Below are 21,745 nucleotides of genomic sequence, written 5' to 3' on the forward strand. Positions count from 1 at the left end.
ACCGTGCTGGCTATCTTTCGGAAAGAAATAAATCAATTCTTCAGTTCGCCCATTGCCTACATCATCATGGTCGTATTCCTGACGGCTGTGGGATTGCTGCTCTGGGTTTTCCCCGACACCAGTCTGCTGGACTACGGCTATGCCGATATGGGGTCTTTCTTCAACCTGACGCCTTACGTCATGCTGTTTCTGGTACCGGCCGTTACGATGCGATCCATCGCCGAGGAAGTACGTACCGGTACGCTGGAGTGGCTGCTGACCAAGCCCGTCAGCCGGTGGAACGTAGTGGCGGGCAAGTTTCTGGCGAGCTGGCTGCTTGTGGCCCTCATGCTGGTGCCGACTCTGCTGTACTACGTAACGCTCTATCAATTGGGTAGCCCCGCAGGGAACATCGATTCGGCCGGGGTGGCCGGGTCGTACATTGGGCTGCTGCTGCTGGCAGGCGTGTTCGTAGCCATTGGGCTGTGGGCTTCATCGCTGAACGACAACCAGGTCGTTGCGTTCGTGCTGGGCGTGTTTTTCTGCTTCCTGCTTTTTATGGGCCTGAGCGAAATCGCCGGTTTAAACGTTCTGGGAGGGCTATCTTACTACGTATCCTATTTTGCGCTCGATGAGCAATACCGGGCGCTGGGCCGTGGTTTGATCGATTCACGGAATGTCATCTACCTGATAAGCCTGATCGTATTTTTTCTGCTGCTGACGGCGAACCGGCTGAAGCGGTAGGATGGCGTGTATCTTTGCGGTATAAACCAATACGACCTGATGAATACCCTTGCAGTAGTCCGCGGAGCAGCCATCGCCTGGACAATCATCATCCTACTTGGCTGCTCGCTACCCGGGCCGGATATTCCGCCGGTGCTCACCGTCTGGCACGACAAGTGGATGCACATTGCCATTTTTGTCCCGTTTGGCTGGTTGTGGATACTGGCCGGCTACCGGGCCGTACCGGTTTTACTGGCGGGCATAGTGTACGGCGGTTTCATTGAAATCTGCCAGGGAATTCTACCGATCCACCGGAGCGCCGATGTGCAGGATGCCATTGCCGATGCGGTTGGAACCGTGATCGGTATAGCGCTTGGGCTGGTTTGGCAGCGGCTCTTCCAGAAACAGCGTCTGTAAACACATCCGTGGCCGTTCAGGATGATTTTTGATAAAATTAAGGCCTCGGTAGGGGAGGGCATTGGGAAAAAATCGCCAATTTGTACGCCAAACCACTGATCGTTATGCATATTGGATTCATTGGCCTCGGCAAGATGGGCTATAATCTTGTCGTTAATCTTCTTCGCCACAAGCACACCGTTGTCGGCTACGACATTAACCAATCATTAGTAGATGCCATAAAAACCGAAGGCGCCGAGGGCGTTACGGCCCTGGCCGACCTCTACAATGCGCTGCCCGAAAAGCGCGTGCTCTGGCTCATGATTCCGGCCGGCCCCCTGGTCGATACCGTCATTGAACAGCTGCTGCCGCTGGTGCAGCCCGGCGACGTAATCATCGATGGTGGTAATTCGCATTACCAGGATTCGGTTCGGCGGCATGCCTACCTGAAAGAAAAAGGCGTGGGTTTCCTCGACTGCGGCACGAGTGGCGGCATCAGCGGAGCCCTGAATGGTGCCTGCACGATGGTTGGTGGTGACCCCGACGTTATCGAGCCGCTGCATGAGGTTTTCCGGGATATTTCGGTCGAAGACGGTTATCTCTATACCGGTCCGGCCGGCAGCGGGCACTTCGTCAAGATGGTGCACAACGGCATCGAGTACGGCATGATGCAATCCATTGCTGAAGGGTTCGAGGTGTTGCAGAAGAGCCAGTTCCCGCTCGACTTTGAAGCCGTTGCCAAAATGTGGAACCACGGGTCAGTAATTCGTAGCTGGCTGATGGAACTGACCGAAAACGCCTTCCGCAAGGACGCTAAACTGGACGAAATCAAAGGGCGTATGTTCTCGTCGGGCGAAGGAAAATGGACGCTCGAAACGGCCCTTGACCTGGGCGTACCGACGCCCGTCATCGCGCTGTCATTGCTGATGCGCTACCGGTCATTGCAGGACGATACGTTCTCGGGCAAAGTAGTAGCCGCCCTCCGAAATGAGTTCGGCGGACACGCCGTCGCAAAAAATTGATACCAGTTACTGCTTGCTGAGCCAATCTATCGGTTTTCACTTCGTTATATTTCTAAACCCAACCTTTTAACCCCCGTATTAGCGGATGAAGGCACTTGGCACTATTCAGGATCCTACCTTTGTAGAACGTCCCTACAATCGACTTGATCGCTTTTTTTTACAATTCATCAAGGATGAGCGCGATCTGCCGTTCGTTTACCTGACACTCCGCATTACGGTCTCTGTTATTCCCCTCAGCGTGTTGCTGTTTATGCCGTTCGTGACGGGATGGCTGTGGTGGGGTATTGCCCTCCTGCACATCTACATCACTACGTTTACGTTCAAAGGGCCGTTTGGGCTGATGCTGCACTGCACCAGTCACCGGCCTTTTTTCAAGCCGGAATACAAGTGGATGAACTACTACCTGCCGTGGATTGTGGCCCCGTTTTTCGGACAGACGCCCGAGACGTATTTCAGCCACCACATCGGCATGCACCATCCCGAGAACAACCTTGAAGACGACGACAGCAGCACGATGGCGTACCAACGCGATAGCCTGCGCAGCTTTCTTCACTACTTCAGTGCGTTCCTGTTCTTTGGCATGATCGATCTGACAAACTACCTGCGTAAAAAGAACCGCATGAAGCTGGCGTACCGGGCCATTGCGGGTGAGGCCCTCTTTATTATTGGGTGCATTGCCCTGTGCTTTGTTAACTGGCCGGCTACGGTGATCGTGTTCATTCTGCCGTTTCTGGTGTATCGGATGGTGGCCATGCTGGGTAACTGGACGCAGCACGCCTTCGTTGACGCCGACGACCCAGGCAATGCCTATAAAAACAGCATTACCTGCATCAACGTAAAGTACAACCGGAAGTGCTGGAACGACGGCTATCACATCAGCCATCACGTACGTCCGGCCATGCACTGGACCGAACACCCTACGTTCTTCCTGAAAACCATCGACAAGTACGTTCAGAACCAGGCGATTATTTTCGATGGGCTTGATTTCCTGCAGGTGTTTGTGCTGTTGATGCGCAAGCGGTACGATAAGCTGGCTGCTCACGTTGTCAACGTAAACGGCGCTTTCCGCGACGAGGCTGAAGTGATTGCCGTTATGCGGCACCGGACCAAACGGCTGCCTATTGCCGAGCCTGTGCCCACGGCGATAGCTGTGGCCTGATGGTCAGTTCATACTGCCGTCGGGGCGGCTTTCAATAACCCGCTGAACATCGGTCGGTACGTTGGACAGGAAATCGTAGCCTGTCTGCTTTTCAAGCTCGTCCACGCTGGTCAGGTAAGCCTGCCAGGGTTTATCGGCCGCCGACTGGGTATTTGGGATGTTGACGGCAATTATCCGGGTGTCGGTTGAGACCCGGGCCGCATCATTGGAGCCGGTTGGCAGCACGACAATAATCTTCCAGAGCGAGGCCGGAACGGTCAGCTTTCCGTTGGCAATCTGGGTTGCGTAGCCGTTCTGACCGGTGCCTCCCGCCCCTAACGTACCTGCTATAACGTACACCTCATTGCCGTTGGCGGTAAGCTGGCGGCTGTAATCTTCCAGGCTTTTCCAGACTTCCCGGTTGTGTCGAGGGGCTTGTGGCACGATATTAGTGAGTAGAAACGTGGCCGCATTGTCGTCCGGCGAACTATCCCGGTCGTCGGAGGGGCAGAGGTGACCGCGATCAAAGCCGGTATTCGTGTAATCAGACGTTCTGGCCACGTACCAGCCTGACGGCAGGGTCTGATCGGGACGGAAATCGTTGGAACGGGGGCTAGCGCCTTTCCAGGCGGGGCTCAGGTGCCAGCTGACCCAGTTGGCAATACCGCGCTGGCGATGAAACGACAGCACATAGGCCGATTTGACCAGCAGGTAGTTGTTTGGATCGCCGGTCGATGCACCACTTGGGTTTCCCAGGGCGAGGTGATCGTCGCGGGTGGGCATCGTAGACCCCCGGCTGGGGCTTGTTCGGGGCAGGTTGGTGGGCGAACACTGGCTCATCAACAAAGCCACCATCAAAACGCCGACAATAGTTTTGATTTGATAAACCAAGAAAATTGATTTTGTTGACATCCTTCCTGAACTTTACACTACCAATTAAGTGGCTTACTAAACTGCGCCTGATTTGTTCGAGAATAAGTCGCAAAATTGAGCGAAACCTGACGAGTTAACTGCTGTTATGGCAAAAAAGAAGCAACCTGCCGGTCCAGTCAGACCGGTCGCGCCAAAGCCCGCTTTGACCCCCTCCGCTACACAGACCCGGCCGGTTCGTTCGGCGGAGGCCGTGCGTACGCCCCCCCGCCCTACCTCTCCCAAACCGCAGGTAGCGTCTGCTGCCCCCGAGCTGCCCATTGCCGTGCGGGCCGTTACGTGGTGGCCGTCGATTGTACTGGCGCTGCTTGGCTTTGCGTTGTATATCAACACGTTCGGCCATGGCTACGTCCTTGACGACATTGCGGCCATCAGCCAGAACCTGTTCGTAAAAAAAGGGATCGCGGGCATTCCTGACCTGCTCCGCACGGAGTTCTGGCACTTCAGCAATATTTCGCTGGGTTACTATCGGCCGTTGTCGCTGATCACGTTTGCGCTGGAGCAGGAGTATTTCAAGGATAGCCCGAACATCAGTCACATAATCAATGCGGTTTTATATGCCCTGACGGGGCTGGTTATCGGCGTGCTGCTGCAAAAGTGGTTGCCTAAGCAAACCATTACCGCTTTCCTGATTGGGCTGGTGTTCATCGCGCACCCCATCCACACCGAAATTGTAGCCAATATCAAGGGCCGCGACGAACTGCTGAGCTTCCTGTTTATTTCGCTCATGCTGCTGGCGCACTGGCGCTACCTGGAAACCAAGCACTGGGGCTGGATTTTTGCGGCCTGTGTGTCGCTCTACATGGCGTTCCTGTCGAAAGAATCGTCGATTGTCAGTCTGGGATTGATCCCGGCCATGCAGTACTGGTTTGCCCGCCGGAGTGTATGGCAGTCGCTGGCGAGCCTGTGGCCGTTCCTGATTGTGGCGGCTTTGTTCTTCTACCAGAAAAAACTGATGATCGGTACGCTGAGTGGTAAGCCGCCGGTCGACTGGGCCAACTACCCCTACGCCATTGAGAAGACCGAGAAATCGACTACGTTCAAGTTTTTCATGTACTATATCCGGCTGCTGTTCCTGCCGCATCCGCTGGTGTACGATTATTCTTACAACGTAATACCCTCCGGTGGGAAAGGCGATATGCTGTCGTGGGCCGGCTTTTTCTCACTGGTAGCGCTGGCCTGGTTGACCATCAAAGGCTTCATCAGGCGGACGCTCTGGGGGTTTGGCCTGTTCTGGTTCTTCGTAACCATGGCACCCGGGCTTGGCTTTATTCTGTTCCGTGGTGGTATTCTGGCCGAACGGTTTCTGTACGCGGCCGTAATGGGCTTTGGGTTTGTGGTGATCTGGGGACTACAGAAACTGCTGGTACGTGACCGGCCACAGACAGCCGACATAGCCACCGCTGACGCAGCAGCTACGGGAAGCCAGCGCAGTATGCTGGTTCAGTATGCCCCGCTGCTGGCCCTGATGGCCGTCGTAACGGGCCTGTACTCGTTCAAAACCGTTGACCGCAACAAGGACTGGGTAAGCAACTTCGTGCTGTTCAATTCGGCCCTGCCCTATGCGCCCAACAGCTGCCAGGTGCAGCGGCACGTAGCCAATGAGTGGATTGAAAAAGGGCTGAAGAGCCGGGTGCAGATTGATACGCTGCAACGGCGGCTGCAAACCAAACGTATTCCCGCCGATTCGGTTGCTACGGCTCAGGTAAATATCCAGTTCGAGGACAAAGAGGCCAACCGTTACGGCCGCCTGGCGCTGAACCACCTGCAGCAGTCGACGCAGATTTATCCAAACTTCGGCGAGGCTTACTTCTCGATGGCGTACGTTTTTCAGAAGATCATTCCGAATGTCGATTCGGCCAAGTACTACTACAAACAAACCATCCGGGCGGCTTCGGCCTATGCACCGGCTTACAATAACCTGGGCGTAATCTACCAGAATGAGGGCCTGATGCAAAACGACCGCCGGAAGCTCGAACTGGCATCGTATTACTACAATCAGTCGATGATCGTAAACCCGGCCTATCAGGATGGACGCAACAACTGGGCAAACCTGAATCGGAGTTTTGGCCTGGATGTAAGGGCATTACCGGATAGTATCCTGAGAAAGTATTGATTTGTTACCCGCCTTCAAGCCCCTGTTCAAACGTTTGAACAGGGGCTTTTTTGTATGGTCAAAAATTGACTTTGTTTAACTTAGAGTTCTTCTATTGCACGATTTTGTCAAAAGTTATCATAAACAAATAGAAAATGATCGTATGGTTATATTGCTGATAATCAATACGTAGAGCCTGTTAATATTGTGGTGGGTATAAAATATATTATACAATACCTATGTGTATTATGAAAATTTTAATAAGGTGTATGGCCTGCTCATACTCATCTGTTTGATCGATGTAACAGGAGGGGTAACAAGCTGTTTTCATGCGGAAAATCAAATCTATGAGACCGTTTAATAACAGCACGTATGAAATTCTGCTCAACGTTTACCTCGTTAGGTATTGGCCTGCTTGTTGGGTCAATCATTTTATCCGGTTGTGAACAGCCGGCCGCTGAGATAAGCACATCGGTGGGTAAAGGCGCTCGTATTGAGGCTACCAACACGCTCATATCAGCAACATTGATCGGGGGGTATAACACCTCGGCGACAGGAGCTTATGACGTTAAGGCGTACCGACTCGTGTACAAAACCACTAACGTAGACGGCTCGCCAATTCAGGCTTCGGGTTTGCTGCTGGTACCGGATAAAACCACTCCCTCGCCATTAATAAGTCTTCAGCATTATACCATTGAAGTCGATCGGCAGGCACCTTCCTATTACATTTCCGGAACAGAGGGGTATACAGTTGGCAATCGGTTTGCGACGAGGGGGGCTATCGTAGCGGCTGCTGACTACATTGGCTACGGCGCTTCCCGAAACGTACCGCATATTTATGAACACCGGAGTAGTCTGGCATCGGCCAGTCTGGATATGCTCAGGGCAGCCCGGCAGTTTCTGGCTCAAAAGAACGTGAATTGGGATAGCCGCCTGTTTCTGGAAGGCTATTCCGAGGGTGGGTTTGCGACGATGGCTTTGCAGAAAAAACTGGAAGAAGACGTACCCGCCGAGTTTAACCTGGTTGCGTCGAGTGTAGGGGCCGGTGGCTATGATAAGCCGGCATTCATGAAGTACATCATTAACAACAAGACCAGCGGCAATGCCGACTATAACGGTAATTACATCTGGGCGCTACTGACGTACGATAAAGTATATGGACTAAACCGGCCGATGTCGTACTACTTTAAAGAGCCGTATGCAACCCAGATTGCTCAGAAGGGCAAAGACGCAACAATCAGCGTTAGTCTGCACCTGGCCCTCACCGATTCGTTCCGTCGGGCGGTTAATGATGGCACGGATACAGAGTTTTTAAGCGCGGTGGAGGATAATGATATACATGACTGGAAGCCGCGGGTTCCCACCCGGCTTTACCATGGCGATGCCGATCAGCTTGTCTTCTATTTCAACTCTAAAAACGCGTATGACGCCATGCAGCTCCGGCAGGCACCGGCCGTCGGCCTGATTACCTTGCGGGGCAAGAACCATAACAATGCAATGACCGATTTCATCATCGGCACCGAAATGTTCTTCGCTCAGGTATTAAACTAAGGTCTTAAAAGCAGGAACGGTGCCCGGCTCAAACATCGGAATTGAGCCGGGCACCGTTCCTGAGCAGGTGTCTTAAAAAATAAGCCATTGACCCGACGCCCGGGCATCCTGTTCGGTGTAGTTCACCCCGTGAATTTTCAGGCCGTTTTCATCAATCAGCGTAATCAGACCACCGCGGTTCGAAAGCTGGGCATTGCGTCCGGAGAGCGTAATGGTTTTCGTTTCGCCGGAAGCCAGCGTGCCGGAGAGCGTTTCTTTTTTCTCGGCGCTGTCCAGTATTCCCCAGCCGTTGAGGCTGATCGTGTCGGGCAGCGGATTGAACAGTAAAATCTTTTCAAGACCAGGGTCGTTGCCGATTGGATTGATCAGCGCAGCCAGCATCCGGATGCCCTTACGTACTTCGGGTAAGTTGGGCTGGTCAAACGGAATCGGGTGGCCGGTCAGGTCGTCGGTGTGAACACTCTGGCTCTGAAACTTGAGAAAGTAGCCTACCCAGTTATTTTCCGGTTCAAAGTGAATCAGGAAGCCGCCATCCTGCCACACGCCGTTTTGCCACGCATGGGGGCCGGGATTCGGATTGCCCTGGTTCATGTGAATATCGTGAATACCCCGACCCGGCAGAAAGCTAAAATACTGGTCAGGCCGATCGTTTTCCGGTCCCCAGGTTTCGCCAAAAGCATACAACGTGGCTTCGCGACGTAGCGCCCGGTCGATGTAGAAATTAATCTTATCGTTGAGGTCGTTGTCTGGCCCCTCCTGAAAGCGCGGAATAACCGCCATCTGATTAATGTCGAACAGGTTTCCGCGAATGAAATCCAGCGCCTGCCCGTCGGGTTGCTGGGCTACTTCGGTGAAGCCAACGGGCAGTGACTTAACCTGCGACGTAATGGGATGCTGAAAATTTTCCGCTAAGAAGAACTGAAGATCGCGGTTATTGGTCGACTGTGAATACACGTTGATGGCGATTCGGTACGACACACCGGCCGCGTCGATCAGTACGTGAAAATGGTTGCTGCTGGCACCGCCAGGTTTCGCGCCGACAACTTTACCTTTCAGAACACCGTAATTCTTGAGTGGCATAAAACGGGGATTGCGTTGGGCGGGAAACATACAAGAAAAGTCCGCCTGAATAAGCGGACTTTGAGGGAATGGCTGTTAAGTTTATGTTACCAGACTTACCCCAAACAACCTGGTGCTTCTTAGACAGACGCAAGGGCTTTGCGGGCCTCTGCGCCCGTAACAGACTTGTTGTAGATGGGGGTATCCGGTTGTTGCCGCCGACCTCCGTCGCGTAGTGAACCGGTATCGACCGGAGCAAACCCAATTTCCCGGATCAGGTCAGAAACGATCTTTTTCGCATCAACATCGTCGCCGGCGACGAAGATGGCCCGACGCTGGTCTTCAGGTTTGGAAACATCGCCTTGCTCGGCCAGGTGCTTGTACCAGATCGTATTGAACGCTTTCACAAGCCGGGCGCCGGGCAGCCGTTTGGCGGTTTCTTCACTTGCCGTCGAATCGCCGAGATCATACAGCCCGAAGCCGGGGCGGTAGTGGTTCATGGCGTCAATAACAATTTTGCCGGTAACTGTTTCGGGAGTTGGTAAGGCCTCCGGTTTGCTCCACGGTACGGCCAGCAGCACTACGTCGCCAAAGGCCGCTGCTTCCTCAACAGTGCCAGCCTGCGCCTTTTCACCTAGCTCGGTCACTACACCGCGTAATGATTCCGGCCCGCGGGAGTTGCTAAGCGTAACGTCGTGGCCAGCCTGAACAAATAAACGGGCGGCCGTATGGCCGATATTTCCGGCACCAATGATTCCAATTTTCATGAGTCAGTCGGGTGAATGGTTCGGCAGGATAACAAAAGCCCGTTTGCAAAAAGTGCGCTTTGGCGTACTTTCCCATGAACCGGTGAATCTGTTCGCCCGGCGGTTGATGATCAAATGCGCAACTGGCGCATCGGAAGGCCCGCAATCAATACGTCATAGCTGATGTATTCCCGTCAGTGAAGATACGAACAAGTCAATTTCCCTGATACGGCGTACCAATCAACTCATTCAGGATCTTCTGGGCCGCAATGGAAATTACCGTCCCCGGCCCGAAAACCCCTTTCACGCCCGCATCGTAGAGATATTGGTAGTCCTGCGCCGGGATTACACCGCCGGCAATGACCATAATGTCCTCGCGACCAATCGTCTTCAACTCGTCAATCAACTGAGGCACCAGCGTCTTGTGCCCGGCAGCCAGGCTCGATACGCCGACAATATGCACGTCGTTTTCGGCAGCCTGGCGGGCTACTTCCTCGGGGGTCTGGAACAAGGGCCCCATGTCTACGTCGAAGCCGAGGTCCGCAAAACTGGTCGCGATGACTTTAGCGCCCCGGTCATGACCGTCCTGCCCCATTTTGGCAACCAGAATCCGTGGCCGGCGTCCTTCTAGTTCGGCAAACTGATCGGACAGTTCGCGGGCGAGCCGGAAGTTCTCGTCGTCGGAAACCTCGGCGGAGTAAATGCCGGATATGGCCCGGATGGTGGCCTTGTGGCGGCCGAATGCTTTTTCCATGGCATCGGAGATTTCGCCCAGCGTAGCGCGGTGACGAGCCGCGTCGATGGCTAATGCCAGTAAGTTTCCTTCGCCGGTTTGGGCGCTCCGGGTCAGGGCCTCCAGAGCCGCCTGTACGTCGCTCCCGAGCCGCCGGGCTTTGATTTCCTGCAGGCGTTTAATCTGGTTGTCGCGGACGGCCTGGTTGTCGACTTCGAGCAATTCGATCTCTTTTTCCGACTCGGGGCGGTAGCGGTTTACGCCCACAATCACGTCCTTCCCCGCGTCGATGCGGGCCTGTTTGCGGGCGGCTGCTTCTTCGATACGTAGCTTGGGTAAGCCGGTGTCGATGGCTTTGGTCATACCGCCGAGCTGTTCAACTTCTTCAATCAGCGCCCAGGCTTTTTCAGTTAACTCTTTAGTCAGCGATTCGACGTAGTACGAGCCGCCCCAGGGGTCAACAACTCGGGTAACGTCGGTTTCGTGTTGCAGATAAAGCTGCGTGTTCCGGGCAATCCGGGCCGAAAAATCGGTGGGCAGGGCGATGGCTTCGTCCAGCGAGTTGGTGTGCAGACTCTGCGTATGGCCCAGCACGGCCGCCAACGCTTCGATGGTGGTGCGGGCCACGTTATTGAACGGGTCCTGCTCGGTCAGGCTATAGCCGGACGTTTGGCAGTGGGTCCGCAGCGCCAGCGACTTCGGATTTTTTGGTTCGAAGCGATTGACAATCTTCGCCCACAGGAGCCGTCCGGCCCGTAGCTTGGCAATCTCCATGAAGTGGTTCATGCCGATTCCCCAGAAGAACGATAAACGCGGAGCGAAATCGTCAATACTCATACCGGCGCGTAGACCCGTACGGATGTATTCAAGCCCGTCGGCCAGCGTATAGGCGAGTTCCAGTTGAGCCGGTGCCCCCGCTTCGTGCATGTGGTAGCCGCTGATGCTGATCGAGTTGAACTTCGGCATGTGCTTCGCCGTATAGGCAAAAATGTCGCCGATGATGCGCATCGATGGTTCGGGCGGGTAGATGTACGTGTTCCGCACCATAAACTCCTTCAGAATATCGTTCTGGATCGTGCCCGACAACTTCGCCGGCTTCACACCCTGCTCTTCGGCCGCAACGATGTAAAACGCCATAACCGGAATAACCGCCCCGTTCATGGTCATGCTGACCGACATCTGATCGAGCGGAATCTGGTCGAACAGAATCTTCATGTCCTCAACCGAGTCGATGGCCACGCCCGCCTTTCCGACGTCGCCTACCACACGAGGGTGGTCAGAATCGTAGCCTCTGTGAGTGGCTAAATCAAACGCAACAGATAAGCCTTTCTGGCCGGCCGCGAGGTTACGCCGGTAAAAAGCGTTGGATTCTTCCGCCGTCGAAAAGCCCGCGTATTGCCGGACGGTCCACGGCTGGCGGACGTACATCGAACTGTAGGGACCGCGCAGATACGGTGGAATCCCGGCCGCGTAGTGCAGATGTTCGGCGTTTTGTACGTCGGCGACGGTGAAGCGGGGTTTCAGCTTGATACCCTCGGCCGTAGTGAAGGGCTTTGATGCTCCATTCAGATGAGGCTGGAGGTGCGCCGGGTTAGAGTCAGTTATGTTGGTGAAGTTGGGTTTCATGCGAAAATATCGTACGGCGAAAGTACAACTTTCCAGGTGTATAATGCTCGTTTTGGCGGGGTCGTTTACCCAGAGGCCCTGGACGAAAGCCTGGTAAATCGAAACGTCTGGTTTTTTAAATGTATTTTACTTTATAGAGTAGAAAGTCTAAGGCGGTTTCTTATATGCAAAGTTGTCAAATTATTCATCTTTGTCACTACTTCAACAAATGCCCAACCTATTTCCCAAAACATTATTGACCTTCGGCGCTTTATCCGCCTTATTTCTTGCCTGTTCAAAAGAAGATGCTTTGCAGCCAGTCGATCAGTTTGGTGGGCGGTCTGCTCGTGTTGGTAATCCTGAAACCAGCATTACGCTTCGTCGTGGTCAGTACATCATCATCGCCACGGGCGACCAACTACCAGCTGATTTCGAGAATGAAGTTAGTAAAATCAACGGTAAAGTTGGCCGTGTTATGAGTGAAATCGGCATAGCTACTGCTACGTCAGACGACCCAAAATTTGCGGATAAGGCAGGCCGCCTTGCTGGTGTCAGCTCAGTTATTCGCGATGCCGAAGCGCAGTGGATCGACCCACCGGCAGTGTACACTGATCAGGCTATTTTGGATAAAGTGACAGAACAGTCCGCAACTAATCCTGCAACCAACCCCTTTTTCCAGTTTCAGTGGGGTCACAAAGCCATTAGTGTTCCAGCAGCCTGGTCGGCGGGTTACCAGGGCGAAGGCGCTCGGGTGGCTGTATTGGATGGTGGCTTTGATCTGGACCATCCCGATCTGGCCGGCAACATTGTGTACAGCAAGAGTTTTGTACCGGGCGAATCGGCTCAATATGCTCTTGGCGACGTTGGGAGCCATGGCACACATACTGCAGGTACGGTAGCCGCGCTTGACAACAACATTGGCGTAGTAGGGGTTGCGCCCAAAGCTAAGTTATTGCTAATTAAAGTGCTGCGAGATAGCGGTTCAGGTTCGTTCTCCTGGCTAATTCAGGGAGTTCTGGATGCCGTGAATCAAAAAGCCGATGTTATCAATATGAGCTTAGGGGCGTTCTTGCTTCGTAATGGCAAGTACCTTGATGACAATGGAACACCCGCCGATCCATCAGACGACTTCATTGGGCATGACGCTAAAGGGACGCAGGAGCTGATCAACGCTTTAACCCGCGTTATGAATTATGCGAATTCACAGGGAGTTACTCTGATGGCTGCGGCAGGAAACGACGCGATTAACGGCAATAAAGACGGCTCTGGTTTAAGTATTCCGGCTAACCTGCCGAACGTCATTTCTATTTCAGCCACGGGGCCGGCCGGTTGGTTTGCCAATCGGAACACGAATCTTGATCGGTTTGCGTCATATTCAAATTATGGAACGCCCGACGTAACTTTTGCGGCTCCCGGGGGCGATTATTCACTGTATCCGAATACCAACTGGCAATACGATATGGTATTAAGCACAGGTAACAGTCCTGGTGCTGGTGGACAATATTACTTCTCTGCCGGTACTAGCATGGCGTGTCCACACGCTGCAGGTGTAGCCGCCCTGATCATCGGAAAAAACGGTGGACAGATGGATCCCTCTCGTGTCGAAGCGACGTTACGTGCATCGGCAGATGATCTCGGCAAAACAGGTCGTGATCCCTTGTACGGACATGGCCGCGTAAATGCGTACCGCGCTGTTTCGTCAGTTCAATAACGTTAGCTTATTCAGTATATACCCCAAAGGCGGCTTACTGAGCCGCCTTTGTGGGTATAAGTGGTTTATGACTATTCAAATGGCAGCGCCAGTCGCCGGTCAGGTAGCCGATTTTGTAATTCAGACTTGCTTTCAGACGCTGCGGTGTTCCGAACAGCCGACTGCTCGTCATGCCGGAATTTGGTGACGCCAACCAGTACCTTTCCGGCACGTACGGCTTCAACTTTAGCCAGATACGAACGGTCAATTTCAGACTGAATGAACCCCTGCTCGAACGCTTTGACAAATCCGCCCATCGTTTCGACGTGAAGAAACAAGGCCCAGGCTGCTTCCACTAACTGGTGCGTCAGGATTTCGACGTAGTACGACCCGGCCGACGGATCAGCAACTTTATCAAAATACGATTCTTCTTTCAGCAGCACGGATACGTTGCGGGCAATACGCTCGGAAAACTCACTGGGCGCTTCTAAGACCGTATCATAAGGATGCACCGTCAATACATCACAGCCGCCAATCACGGCCCCCATCGCTTCGGTAGTGGCCCGGAGCAGGTTTGTATAAGGCGTAGCAACGGCGTCGTAAAAAGTAGACGTTTGCGCATGGAGCAGGGGGCAGGGAGCCGGGGGCTGACCATAGGCAGTACTGAATCGCTGCCAAAGAACCCGTATTGCCCGCAATTTGGCGATCTCCACGAAGTAGCTCGTGCCAACCGAAACCGACAGCAGGGTTTTAGGGAAAATCGCATCGACAGTCAGTCCGGAGTCGGTTAAGAAATCGTACTGATCGGCCAGTGATGCAAACAGAAAAGCCAGTTCCTGGCTAGCCGTGGCCCCAGCGTTATGGAACGCGTGGCTGCTGGCGGTAATGGTTCGAAATTGCGGAGAGTCGGTGGTTTGGCGGGTTGCCTCAACAATGTCGTTCAACGTATCGGCATACGGCTCACCCGTCGTTGCCCAATGAGCCAGTGGGTCAGTTAGTAAACCGCCTTTGAGCTGGTAGGGAGCAACCTGGCGTAAAGCGGATGTGAACGCAGCGACTTCATCATGACGTCGAAAAAAAACGGGGGTGTCGCTGAGCTTGATGCCATTGAGCAGGCGCGCCAGGTCTGACGGTACGTCAGACCGGATATCAGGTACAGAAAAGCGGTCTGACGTACCGTCAGACCGAGTCGCGTCAGACCGAGTCGCGTCAGACCGGGTTGTGGCGGATTCTCTCGTTGTTGACCAGCTCAGCACCAGCGCATCTGCCCCGCGGCTTAGCGCGTCCCGTAGCGCTGGATTATCCGTTTTTTCGTCAGAAACAGTCCGTTCCGGGGCATTCAGCCAGCCGGGCACTTGCCTTTGGGCGGCCTGTAGATCAGTAAGGGGCAACGTAGCCAGGTCATCGGCCGTATAATAAGGTTCGAGGGTAAATCCCTCCGGCGTTGACCAGCGCAGCGTTTCGTAAGCAGCCGGATCTTTGAGGTCTTTTCGAACCTGTTCAATCCACTGTTGTTTATCGGCAGTTGAGAAGTGTTCAGCAAACATATGAGTAAGCAGGGGTAGGCATCAGCCCGGCCACTGGTACGTAAAAGTAACAGTTTCTTTTTTCGAGGGCAAAAGCGTTCAAAAGCCGTTTAAGTCGAACCGGGGTTGCATTATTCAAAGGGATTCACATTGTTCGTTGACACATCCGCCGATTCCCTTTATTTTAGCTTAGGAATGTACGACATTATCGCCGAGCCGGATAATTAGCTACCTTTGTCTCCCTTTTTTGAGCGACACCCAACGTAACCTATAGATGTCCCGTGAACGTAACTACTCAGACAGGCATGCAGCGTGAAGTAATGACGGTGTGGAATCGCTGTCTGCACGTGATCCGGGAGAGCGTGCCTGAACAAAGTTTTAAAACCTGGTTTGAACCGATTGTGCCGCTTCGGCTCAGCGGCTACGTACTGACTATTCAGGTTCCAAGCCAGTTTTTTTACGAATGGCTGGAGGAAAATTTCGTGCATGTCCTGCGCAAAGCCCTCGATCATGCCATCGGCCGCGATGGTCAGCTGGAGTACTCAATTATTGTGGATAAGGGCAACGAAACGAATCGCCCGCTGACGGTCAATGTACCGACCACCAAATCGACCCAAACGGCTAAACCCGATAACGTCAACCCCGATATTCTGAAAAGTCCGTTCCAGCTCAAAGACCTCGACTCGTTGACGCTGGATTCGTACCTGAACCCGACGTATACCTTTGATAATTACGTTGAAGGTGATTGCAACCGGCTGGCCCGCAACGCAGGCTATGCCGTAGCACAGCGGCCGGGTGTTACGTCCTTCAACCCCCTGATGATTTACGGGGGCGTTGGTCTGGGTAAGACTCACCTGGTGCAGGCCATCGGCAACTACATCAAGAATAACAACCAGGGTAAGTTCGTGCTGTACGTTACGTCGGAGAAGTTTACCAACCAGTTTCTGAACGCCATCAAGACGGATACGCTCCGCGACTTCAGCAGTTTTTATATGCAGGTGGATGTGCTGGTGCTGGACGATGTGCAGTTTCTGCAGAAGAAAGAGAAAACTCAGGAAATTTTCTTCCATATTTTCAATCACCTCCATCAGTCGGGCCGGCAGATCATCATGACGTCGGACCGGGCTCCCAAGAACCTCGACGGCCTGGAAGACCGGCTGCTGTCGCGCTTCAAGTGGGGGCTTACTACCGATCTGCAAACGCCCGATCTGGAAACCCGCATTGCCATTATTCAGAAAAAGCTGATGGCCGAAGGTGTGTATATTGAAGATAATGTCATTGAGTATCTGGCTCACAGCATCAACACCAACGTCCGCGAACTCGAAGGCGTCATCGTGTCGCTGATGGCACAGGCATCGCTTAACCGGCGTGAAATCGATCTCGAACTCGCCAAACATACGCTGCGCAACATTGTCGAAGATTCCGAGCGGGAAGTGACAATTGATTCAGTTCAGGAAGTTGTGGCCGATTTTTTTGGGGTGACCATCGCCGAACTGAAATCAAAGTCCCGCAAGCGTGAACTGGTGTATCCGCGGCAGGTGGCTATGTACCTGGCCAAGGAAAAAACGGGGCTGCCCCTCAAATCAATCGGTTATCATTTCGGCGGACGTGACCACAGTACCGTCATCCATGCCATCCAGACGATCAGCGACCTGGTGAGCAAGAAAGCCGAAACCCGCGACGCCGTCGAGAAGCTGAAAGCGCAGTTTAAATAACGGCAGCCCAGAACCCTCTATGACCGTGGCCGCATGGTAACGAGTTCTATGCCGGATGAGCTTCGGCTCATGGATCGGTCTCAAGTGAATGAGTTGTCCTGGAATGCCTGCGTGTCGGCCTCAAACCAACGGATTGTATACGGCTATACCTGGTACCTCGACGCGGTCCTGCCCCAACCCGACTGGCGTTGGGTGGGTGTTGTGCTGGCCGATCAGAATGACGGCTACCGGGCGGTTCTGCCCGTACCGTTGCGACGAAAGCGAATTGCGGGAATAAACTATGCCTGGGTCGTGCATCAACCGCTGTTCTGTCAGTTTCTACACGTTTTTGCTTTGGATCCGGTTCAATCGGTCGAGCCGTTTTATCAGTTCGTTGTCCGTCGATTTCGCTACGGGTCAACGTTCAGCATTCGGGAAAAGCCAATGATTTTGCCGGTTTTGACCGATATGGACGAACGAGCCACGCACACGCTGGATCTGTCAGTGGGTTATGAGCAGTTGGCAGCGGGCTACTCCGCCGACCGCCGGTTGAACCTTCGCCGGGCGCAGGCGGCAGGGTGGGAAGTTAAAGACGCTGTGGACCCGGAGCCGATCATCCACTTATTTCAGCAGTACCATGCCGATACCATTGACGGGGGAGTGGCTGACTGGGCCTACGTAATCTTACGCAGACTGGTTAAGGAGCTAACTCAGCGCCAACTGGCCACGCTCCGGTACGCTGTGCGCGACGGGCAGATCGAAGCCGGGGCGTTGTTTGTGCAGGAAGGCAACCGGATTATTTACCTTTTCAATGCGGCCTCACCAGCCGGTCGGCGGGGGCAGGCCCGGACGTTGCTGCTTGACCAGTTGATTCGCCGGCGGGCCGGTCAGTCGTTTGTTCTTGATTTCGAAAGCCCCGACAAAGCGTCGATTGCAGCTTTTTACCGAAGTTTTGGTGCCGTAGACGAGCGCTATTACTCCCTGTGCTGGAATCGGCTCAACCGGGTAGAACGACTGGTCAGGCGGGTGCTTAGGCAGCGGTCAGAAAAAGCGTAGCGGGTGTTTCAGGCCTGCATGATGTCGGATATCCATATCGAGCGAGCCGATAGCCAGTTCAACTTCTACCTTCAGCGGAATCTTATTGGCGTCGTCGGATACCCAAATCTTGATAGCATCGTCGCCCTTGAAGAAACTGTTGGGCGGCATAATGGGTGTCAGTTTCAGTACGTTGATGCGGCCAAACTTTGTTTTGATTACGTCTTTACCCCGGTACTTGACCTTCATGTTATAAATGGTATCGTCGTAGAAAGCCGGGATTTCAACCACCTGTCCGACGTTCAGCTTGCTGAAGTCGATGGTTCGGACAAAATAATAACTGCTCACCACATCATGTACGTTGTCCGGCACGTGAAAAACATCGCGCTCGGTACGTTCTTCGGCCCGCACCGTATTGTTGAGGTGGTTAAACGTAATGTTCTCCTCTTTCCGGTAGTTGTTTTCGCGCAGACTCGTGTAAAACTTCTGCGGCAGAATGGCATTCGTGTCGATATAGGAACGCCACGTATCGCGCACCTTGGTAACCAAAGCAAACGCACCCACGGTACGACCGTCGACGTTGACCCGGTAGCAGGGGCGTTCATTCACTTTATACAACGTAGGGCTCACATCCACGATGGCTTCGGCTGCGTTCAGGAAGCCGTAATGAACCCGATATTCGATATGTTCGCCTGGGCCAAAGCTATTATTAACCACTCGCCGATAGGTATCCATAGTTGAAAAACCTGTCGCAATAAAGGTTAGAATGCCGATGCCCCACAACAACTTCTTCATACATCAACAGTACCCGGGACGGGGTTCATTACAAAGATGGATATGTTTTTTTTAAGTATGTCAGGTACTTCTTAAAGTCACTATGAAACCGGGTCACAAATTCATCCCGAAAGCGATTCTGCTGTTTTCGGTACGTTAGATACCCGATAAAATACGCGTTGTTCGGTAGGTTTAGTTTGCTCAGTGACCGTTTTTTTACCGAACGACGCGTCGCCGTAGTCCGTTCATCCCGAATTGTATCCGAGCTGACGACAATCTGACGGATCGTCTGCCACTTCAATGAATCTTTGACGGCCCCGGGTGTCGTTGGTTTAAAAGACCTATACAGGCTGTCAAGCGTTTGAGTGCCCCGTAAAATATGCTCATCGTACCGATCATAAAACGCTTTGGCAGCCAGGTAATTCCGATATTCTGCGGATGTTTTCCCGTATTTAAAAGCCAGAAAGCGTAAAGCACCGTATTCACCGACAAAATCGGCCAGGTTTTCGTTGTACTCCAAACTATTTTTTACGAACAATGTCCCGTGGGTTAGTTCGTGAATAATCAGTTCAGCCAGACTTCCGGGGGGGCGCTCAAGCATACTGGATAAAATAGGATCTTTTAAAAATCCTAATGTCGACCAGGCCGAAACTTCCCCGACCCGCGTATCCCAACCCGCCTGTTTAAGCTCGTTTACTTGCTCGTCAGCCCGGTCTTTTTCAAAAAAACCCTTATACGAGAATGTTCCGATAATAGGAAAATGCCACTGTTTTGCAGCTAGTTTGTATGGTTCAGCAGCCGTTATCACCCACAAAATCGGCTTTCCGTGCTGATCATAAAACGATTCATAACTACCGGAGGGATCAAGCCCGATAGAGTCTATCGCAAAACGCTTGATTTCTTGTATGAGTTCAATTTTGTTCTTTACTGAGTCTGGAAAAGCCGGGTCTGCCAGTACGTCGTTCACTGGTTCGGTATTGAGCAAAATGCGGAGTTGTCCGCGGCCCTGCATAAAGCCATAACTAACCAGTTCGCGCTGCCATACGCCTATGACAAGTAAAGCCAGCAATACCCCTATGCCTATCTTTTTCCACATGCCACGTAAGGCGGAACGAATACCCGACAAAAGTACGAAAAAAGGATGGGAGGCTTTGTCATTCACGCAAGCTATATAAACATAGTTACAATAGTTTGTACTCTGACACTGCTTTACTCCAGCGCCTGAGAACCAACCGTTTTGAATTTGCGGACAAAAAGCACTGTATTGCGCGTACGGACGCACGTTGGTAAACCAGTAATCAAGTCTTCTTTCGGGGCGGTATTCCGAGCAGTACGTGCCGCGTATGGAAATGGATCATTACTCAGAACGTTGCCAGTCCCAGACAACAATTACCCAGGTTTCTCCGGCGAGGTCGTCAAAGAACGAGGTGACTTTCCTGAACCCAACCCGCTCATGAGCGCGCAACGACCGGGTGTTTCGCTCAGAGATGTCGGTGATCAACAACCGGTATCGGTCGCTGTACACGTCGCGGTGGTGTTGATAAAGCTTGTCGAAAATACCCTGACCGCGGTAGCCATCAGCGACGCACACCTGCCCCATAACGTAGTAATCGTAGGCGGTCAGGGGGCTGTCTTTATACTTTGTCGTGTTCAGCCGCCAGAAAAGAGGAAGCAGTTCGGGAACATCGGCACCAAACGATGGGAGCATTGTCAGCGCGTAACCAACTACTTTATCGCCGTCTTTCGCAATGACGCTCGGGGCGGCTTCGTTCATCCGGCGCAGGGTGTCCGGGTTGTGCTCAATGGTGACGAATCCTTGCGTCAATTGAACTTCCGGCGTTACATTCTTACGCAGGTTTTGACGTTGCAGCGCCAAAATACCCTGAATGTCGGCTTCACTTTGAATAGTGGTAATGTGCATGATTATGAAATGACGATGCGGTCAAGTGTAGACAGAAAATCCGGGTCAATTTCTGCGCCAATGCCGGGCGTATCGGGCAGGCTGATCGCGTATCCAGCGTAGATGGCGCCCCCCACGACCGGGTCCTGGGCGTGTTCAAAAGGCGCGTCGAGGTCAAAAAACGTAATGTTTTGCCGGGCCGACGCAACATGCGCATTTGCCGTGATCGCCAACCGCGACTCCGACATGCAGCCAATCATGCAGAAGACTCCGGCGGCTTCGGCGATGGCGTTGATTTTGAGGGCTTCAAAAATACCGCCACTTTTCGACAGCTTGATGTTGAAGTAGTCAACGGCTTCTTCCCGTACCAGCCGGATGGCGTCCTGCGCATCGAACAGCGACTCGTCGGCCATAATCGGCACCGGCGACGCCTGGCGTACCTGCCGCAGTCCGGCTACGTCCCAGCGCCGGATGGGCTGTTCGCAATACTGCACATTCCATCCACCGATGGTGCGCAGCACGGCCGATGCCGTCACTACGTCCCAGCCCTGGTTCGCGTCGGTGCGGATCGGCGTTTCGTCGCCAAGCGCCAGCCGAATCGCTTCTACCCGCCGAATGTCGTCGCGCTGGTTCGTGCCCAACTTCACCTTCACGGCCTCGCCCCCGTTGGCTTTGATACGCTGCGCATCTTCGACCATCCGCTCGGGGGAGTTGAGGTAGATCGTTTCATCCGTCACTACCGTCCTTTTCTGACCGCCCAGGAACCGGTAGAGCGGCATATTGGCCGCTTTGGCGGCTACGTCGTACAAGGCCATATCGAAGGCGCTGCGGGTGGTCGGGTGGCCGGGCAGGTAGCGGACCAGCGCCGTGAGACAACCTTCGATGTCGAGCGGATCGCGGCCAAGCAGGAGCCGGGCCATGTCCTGCGCGGCTGCCAGCCCGGATGCCTGCGTTTCGCCGACGATCATCCAGAACGGCGAACCTTCGCCCCAGCCGGTAATGCCTTCGTCGGTTTTTACTTCAACAAGGAGGTTGCGGGCGCTCTCAATCGTGCCGAGCGAGATAGCAATCGGGGCCCTCAGCGGAATATCGTAGCGGTAAAGAGTGACTTGAGTGATGTGCATGTAAAACGCAGAGACAACAGAGTTT

The 21,745-nt window shown here is 53.5% G+C and carries 18 protein-coding genes; 9 read left to right on the forward strand and 9 right to left on the reverse strand.

Features of this window, described 5'->3' with window-relative positions:
* The first annotated feature begins 3 nt into the window (after positions 1-3).
* From gldF to DYU11_RS16690, 4 genes are all read left to right on the forward strand, one after another.
* Positions 4-723: a gliding motility-associated ABC transporter permease subunit GldF gene (gldF, locus tag DYU11_RS16675; RefSeq protein WP_119668901.1), complete on the forward strand. Its 720-nt coding sequence runs from the start codon at positions 4-6 to the stop codon at positions 721-723.
* A 39-nt stretch (positions 724-762) separates the two neighbouring features.
* On the forward strand, positions 763-1,119 hold the full coding sequence (locus tag DYU11_RS16680) for a VanZ family protein (RefSeq protein ID WP_119668823.1): 357 nt from the start codon (positions 763-765) through the stop codon (positions 1,117-1,119).
* Positions 1,120-1,223: 104 nt separating this feature from the next.
* Positions 1,224-2,120, forward strand: a complete 897-nt coding sequence (gene gnd, locus DYU11_RS16685) for a phosphogluconate dehydrogenase (NAD(+)-dependent, decarboxylating) (RefSeq protein ID WP_119668824.1) — start codon at positions 1,224-1,226, stop codon at positions 2,118-2,120.
* Positions 2,121-2,205: 85 nt separating this feature from the next.
* Positions 2,206-3,279, forward strand: a complete 1,074-nt coding sequence (locus DYU11_RS16690) for a fatty acid desaturase family protein (protein ID WP_119668825.1) — start codon at positions 2,206-2,208, stop codon at positions 3,277-3,279.
* Between the two features lie 3 nt (positions 3,280-3,282).
* On the opposite strand, the gene DYU11_RS16695 is transcribed toward DYU11_RS16690, so the two are convergent.
* Positions 3,283-4,170, reverse strand: coding sequence for a DNA/RNA non-specific endonuclease (locus DYU11_RS16695; RefSeq protein WP_119668826.1), 888 nt, complete (start codon positions 4,168-4,170; stop codon positions 3,283-3,285).
* A gap of 106 nt (positions 4,171-4,276) precedes the next feature.
* Here DYU11_RS16695 and DYU11_RS16700 point away from each other — a divergent pair, with 106 nt between their 5' ends.
* Entirely contained in the window at positions 4,277-6,304 is a 2,028-nt protein-coding gene (locus DYU11_RS16700; protein ID WP_119668827.1) for a tetratricopeptide repeat protein, read from the forward strand.
* A 351-nt stretch (positions 6,305-6,655) separates the two neighbouring features.
* Positions 6,656-7,834 (forward strand): lipase family protein, encoded by a 1,179-nt coding sequence (locus tag DYU11_RS16705; RefSeq protein ID WP_119668828.1) that lies wholly within the window; start codon positions 6,656-6,658, stop codon positions 7,832-7,834.
* Between the two features lie 72 nt (positions 7,835-7,906).
* Here DYU11_RS16705 and DYU11_RS16710 read toward each other — a convergent pair whose 3' ends face one another.
* The 3 genes from DYU11_RS16710 to scpA all read right to left on the reverse strand — a co-directional run bounded on the left by DYU11_RS16710 (position 7,907) and on the right by scpA (position 11,998).
* The gene (locus DYU11_RS16710; RefSeq protein WP_119668902.1) at positions 7,907-8,914 is read right to left on the reverse strand and encodes a DUF2278 family protein; all 1,008 of its coding nucleotides are present in this window, start codon (positions 8,912-8,914) and stop codon (positions 7,907-7,909) included.
* A gap of 119 nt (positions 8,915-9,033) precedes the next feature.
* A complete protein-coding gene (locus DYU11_RS16715; protein WP_119668829.1) occupies positions 9,034-9,660 on the reverse strand; it encodes an NADPH-dependent F420 reductase in 627 nt (208 codons plus the stop codon).
* A gap of 193 nt (positions 9,661-9,853) precedes the next feature.
* A complete protein-coding gene (gene scpA / locus DYU11_RS16720) occupies positions 9,854-11,998 on the reverse strand; it encodes a methylmalonyl-CoA mutase (protein WP_119668830.1) in 2,145 nt (714 codons plus the stop codon).
* A gap of 208 nt (positions 11,999-12,206) precedes the next feature.
* On the opposite strand from scpA, the gene DYU11_RS16725 reads away from it, so the two are divergent.
* On the forward strand, positions 12,207-13,688 hold the full coding sequence (locus DYU11_RS16725) for a S8 family peptidase (protein ID WP_229365875.1): 1,482 nt from the start codon (positions 12,207-12,209) through the stop codon (positions 13,686-13,688).
* Between the two features lie 71 nt (positions 13,689-13,759).
* Here DYU11_RS16725 and DYU11_RS16730 read toward each other — a convergent pair whose 3' ends face one another.
* Positions 13,760-15,214: a methylmalonyl-CoA mutase family protein gene (locus DYU11_RS16730; RefSeq protein WP_119668831.1), complete on the reverse strand. Its 1,455-nt coding sequence runs from the start codon at positions 15,212-15,214 to the stop codon at positions 13,760-13,762.
* 284 nt (positions 15,215-15,498) lie between these two features.
* On the opposite strand from DYU11_RS16730, the gene dnaA reads away from it, so the two are divergent.
* Positions 15,499-16,908 (forward strand): chromosomal replication initiator protein DnaA, encoded by a 1,410-nt coding sequence (gene dnaA, locus DYU11_RS16735; RefSeq protein WP_119668832.1) that lies wholly within the window; start codon positions 15,499-15,501, stop codon positions 16,906-16,908.
* 69 nt (positions 16,909-16,977) lie between these two features.
* The gene (locus tag DYU11_RS16740; RefSeq protein ID WP_229365877.1) at positions 16,978-17,943 is read left to right on the forward strand and encodes a GNAT family N-acetyltransferase; all 966 of its coding nucleotides are present in this window, start codon (positions 16,978-16,980) and stop codon (positions 17,941-17,943) included.
* Here DYU11_RS16740 and DYU11_RS16745 read toward each other — a convergent pair.
* From DYU11_RS16745 to DYU11_RS16760, 4 genes are all read right to left on the reverse strand, one after another.
* Positions 17,929-18,717, reverse strand: a complete 789-nt coding sequence (locus DYU11_RS16745; RefSeq protein WP_119668833.1) for a DUF3108 domain-containing protein — start codon at positions 18,715-18,717, stop codon at positions 17,929-17,931. The genes DYU11_RS16740 and DYU11_RS16745 overlap by 15 nt on opposite strands.
* Before the next feature lie 28 nt (positions 18,718-18,745).
* Complete coding sequence (locus tag DYU11_RS16750; RefSeq protein ID WP_119668834.1) at positions 18,746-19,792, reverse strand: aminopeptidase; 1,047 nt, start codon at positions 19,790-19,792, stop codon at positions 18,746-18,748.
* Between the two features lie 261 nt (positions 19,793-20,053).
* On the reverse strand, positions 20,054-20,617 hold the full coding sequence (locus tag DYU11_RS16755) for a GNAT family N-acetyltransferase (RefSeq protein ID WP_119668835.1): 564 nt from the start codon (positions 20,615-20,617) through the stop codon (positions 20,054-20,056).
* A gap of 2 nt (positions 20,618-20,619) precedes the next feature.
* On the reverse strand, positions 20,620-21,720 hold the full coding sequence (locus DYU11_RS16760; protein WP_119668836.1) for a mandelate racemase/muconate lactonizing enzyme family protein: 1,101 nt from the start codon (positions 21,718-21,720) through the stop codon (positions 20,620-20,622).
* Positions 21,721-21,745: the final 25 nt, after the last annotated feature.

Source organism: Fibrisoma montanum (assembly GCF_003583365.1).
Classification (GTDB): domain Bacteria; phylum Bacteroidota; class Bacteroidia; order Cytophagales; family Spirosomataceae; genus Fibrisoma; species Fibrisoma montanum.

Excerpts from the sequence above, each read along its gene's own strand:
- DYU11_RS16680 (WP_119668823.1), top strand. The coding sequence starts at position 763 with ATGAATACCCTTGCAGTAGTCCGCGGAGCAGCCATCGCCTGGACAATC.
- gnd (WP_119668824.1), top strand. The coding sequence starts at position 1,224 with ATGCATATTGGATTCATTGGCCTCGGCAAGATGGGCTATAATCTTGTC.
- DYU11_RS16690 (WP_119668825.1), top strand. The coding sequence starts at position 2,206 with ATGAAGGCACTTGGCACTATTCAGGATCCTACCTTTGTAGAACGTCCC.
- DYU11_RS16695 (WP_119668826.1), bottom strand. The coding sequence starts at position 4,170 with ATGTCAACAAAATCAATTTTCTTGGTTTATCAAATCAAAACTATTGTC.
- DYU11_RS16700 (WP_119668827.1), top strand. The coding sequence starts at position 4,277 with ATGGCAAAAAAGAAGCAACCTGCCGGTCCAGTCAGACCGGTCGCGCCA.
- DYU11_RS16705 (WP_119668828.1), top strand. The coding sequence starts at position 6,656 with ATGAAATTCTGCTCAACGTTTACCTCGTTAGGTATTGGCCTGCTTGTT.
- DYU11_RS16710 (WP_119668902.1), bottom strand. The coding sequence starts at position 8,914 with ATGCCACTCAAGAATTACGGTGTTCTGAAAGGTAAAGTTGTCGGCGCG.
- DYU11_RS16715 (WP_119668829.1), bottom strand. The coding sequence starts at position 9,660 with ATGAAAATTGGAATCATTGGTGCCGGAAATATCGGCCATACGGCCGCC.
- scpA (WP_119668830.1), bottom strand. The coding sequence starts at position 11,998 with ATGAAACCCAACTTCACCAACATAACTGACTCTAACCCGGCGCACCTC.
- DYU11_RS16725 (WP_229365875.1), top strand. The coding sequence starts at position 12,207 with ATGCCCAACCTATTTCCCAAAACATTATTGACCTTCGGCGCTTTATCC.
- DYU11_RS16730 (WP_119668831.1), bottom strand. The coding sequence starts at position 15,214 with ATGTTTGCTGAACACTTCTCAACTGCCGATAAACAACAGTGGATTGAA.
- dnaA (WP_119668832.1), top strand. The coding sequence starts at position 15,499 with ATGCAGCGTGAAGTAATGACGGTGTGGAATCGCTGTCTGCACGTGATC.
- DYU11_RS16740 (WP_229365877.1), top strand. The coding sequence starts at position 16,978 with ATGGATCGGTCTCAAGTGAATGAGTTGTCCTGGAATGCCTGCGTGTCG.
- DYU11_RS16745 (WP_119668833.1), bottom strand. The coding sequence starts at position 18,717 with ATGAAGAAGTTGTTGTGGGGCATCGGCATTCTAACCTTTATTGCGACA.
- DYU11_RS16750 (WP_119668834.1), bottom strand. The coding sequence starts at position 19,792 with ATGTGGAAAAAGATAGGCATAGGGGTATTGCTGGCTTTACTTGTCATA.
- DYU11_RS16755 (WP_119668835.1), bottom strand. The coding sequence starts at position 20,617 with ATGCACATTACCACTATTCAAAGTGAAGCCGACATTCAGGGTATTTTG.
- DYU11_RS16760 (WP_119668836.1), bottom strand. The coding sequence starts at position 21,720 with ATGCACATCACTCAAGTCACTCTTTACCGCTACGATATTCCGCTGAGG.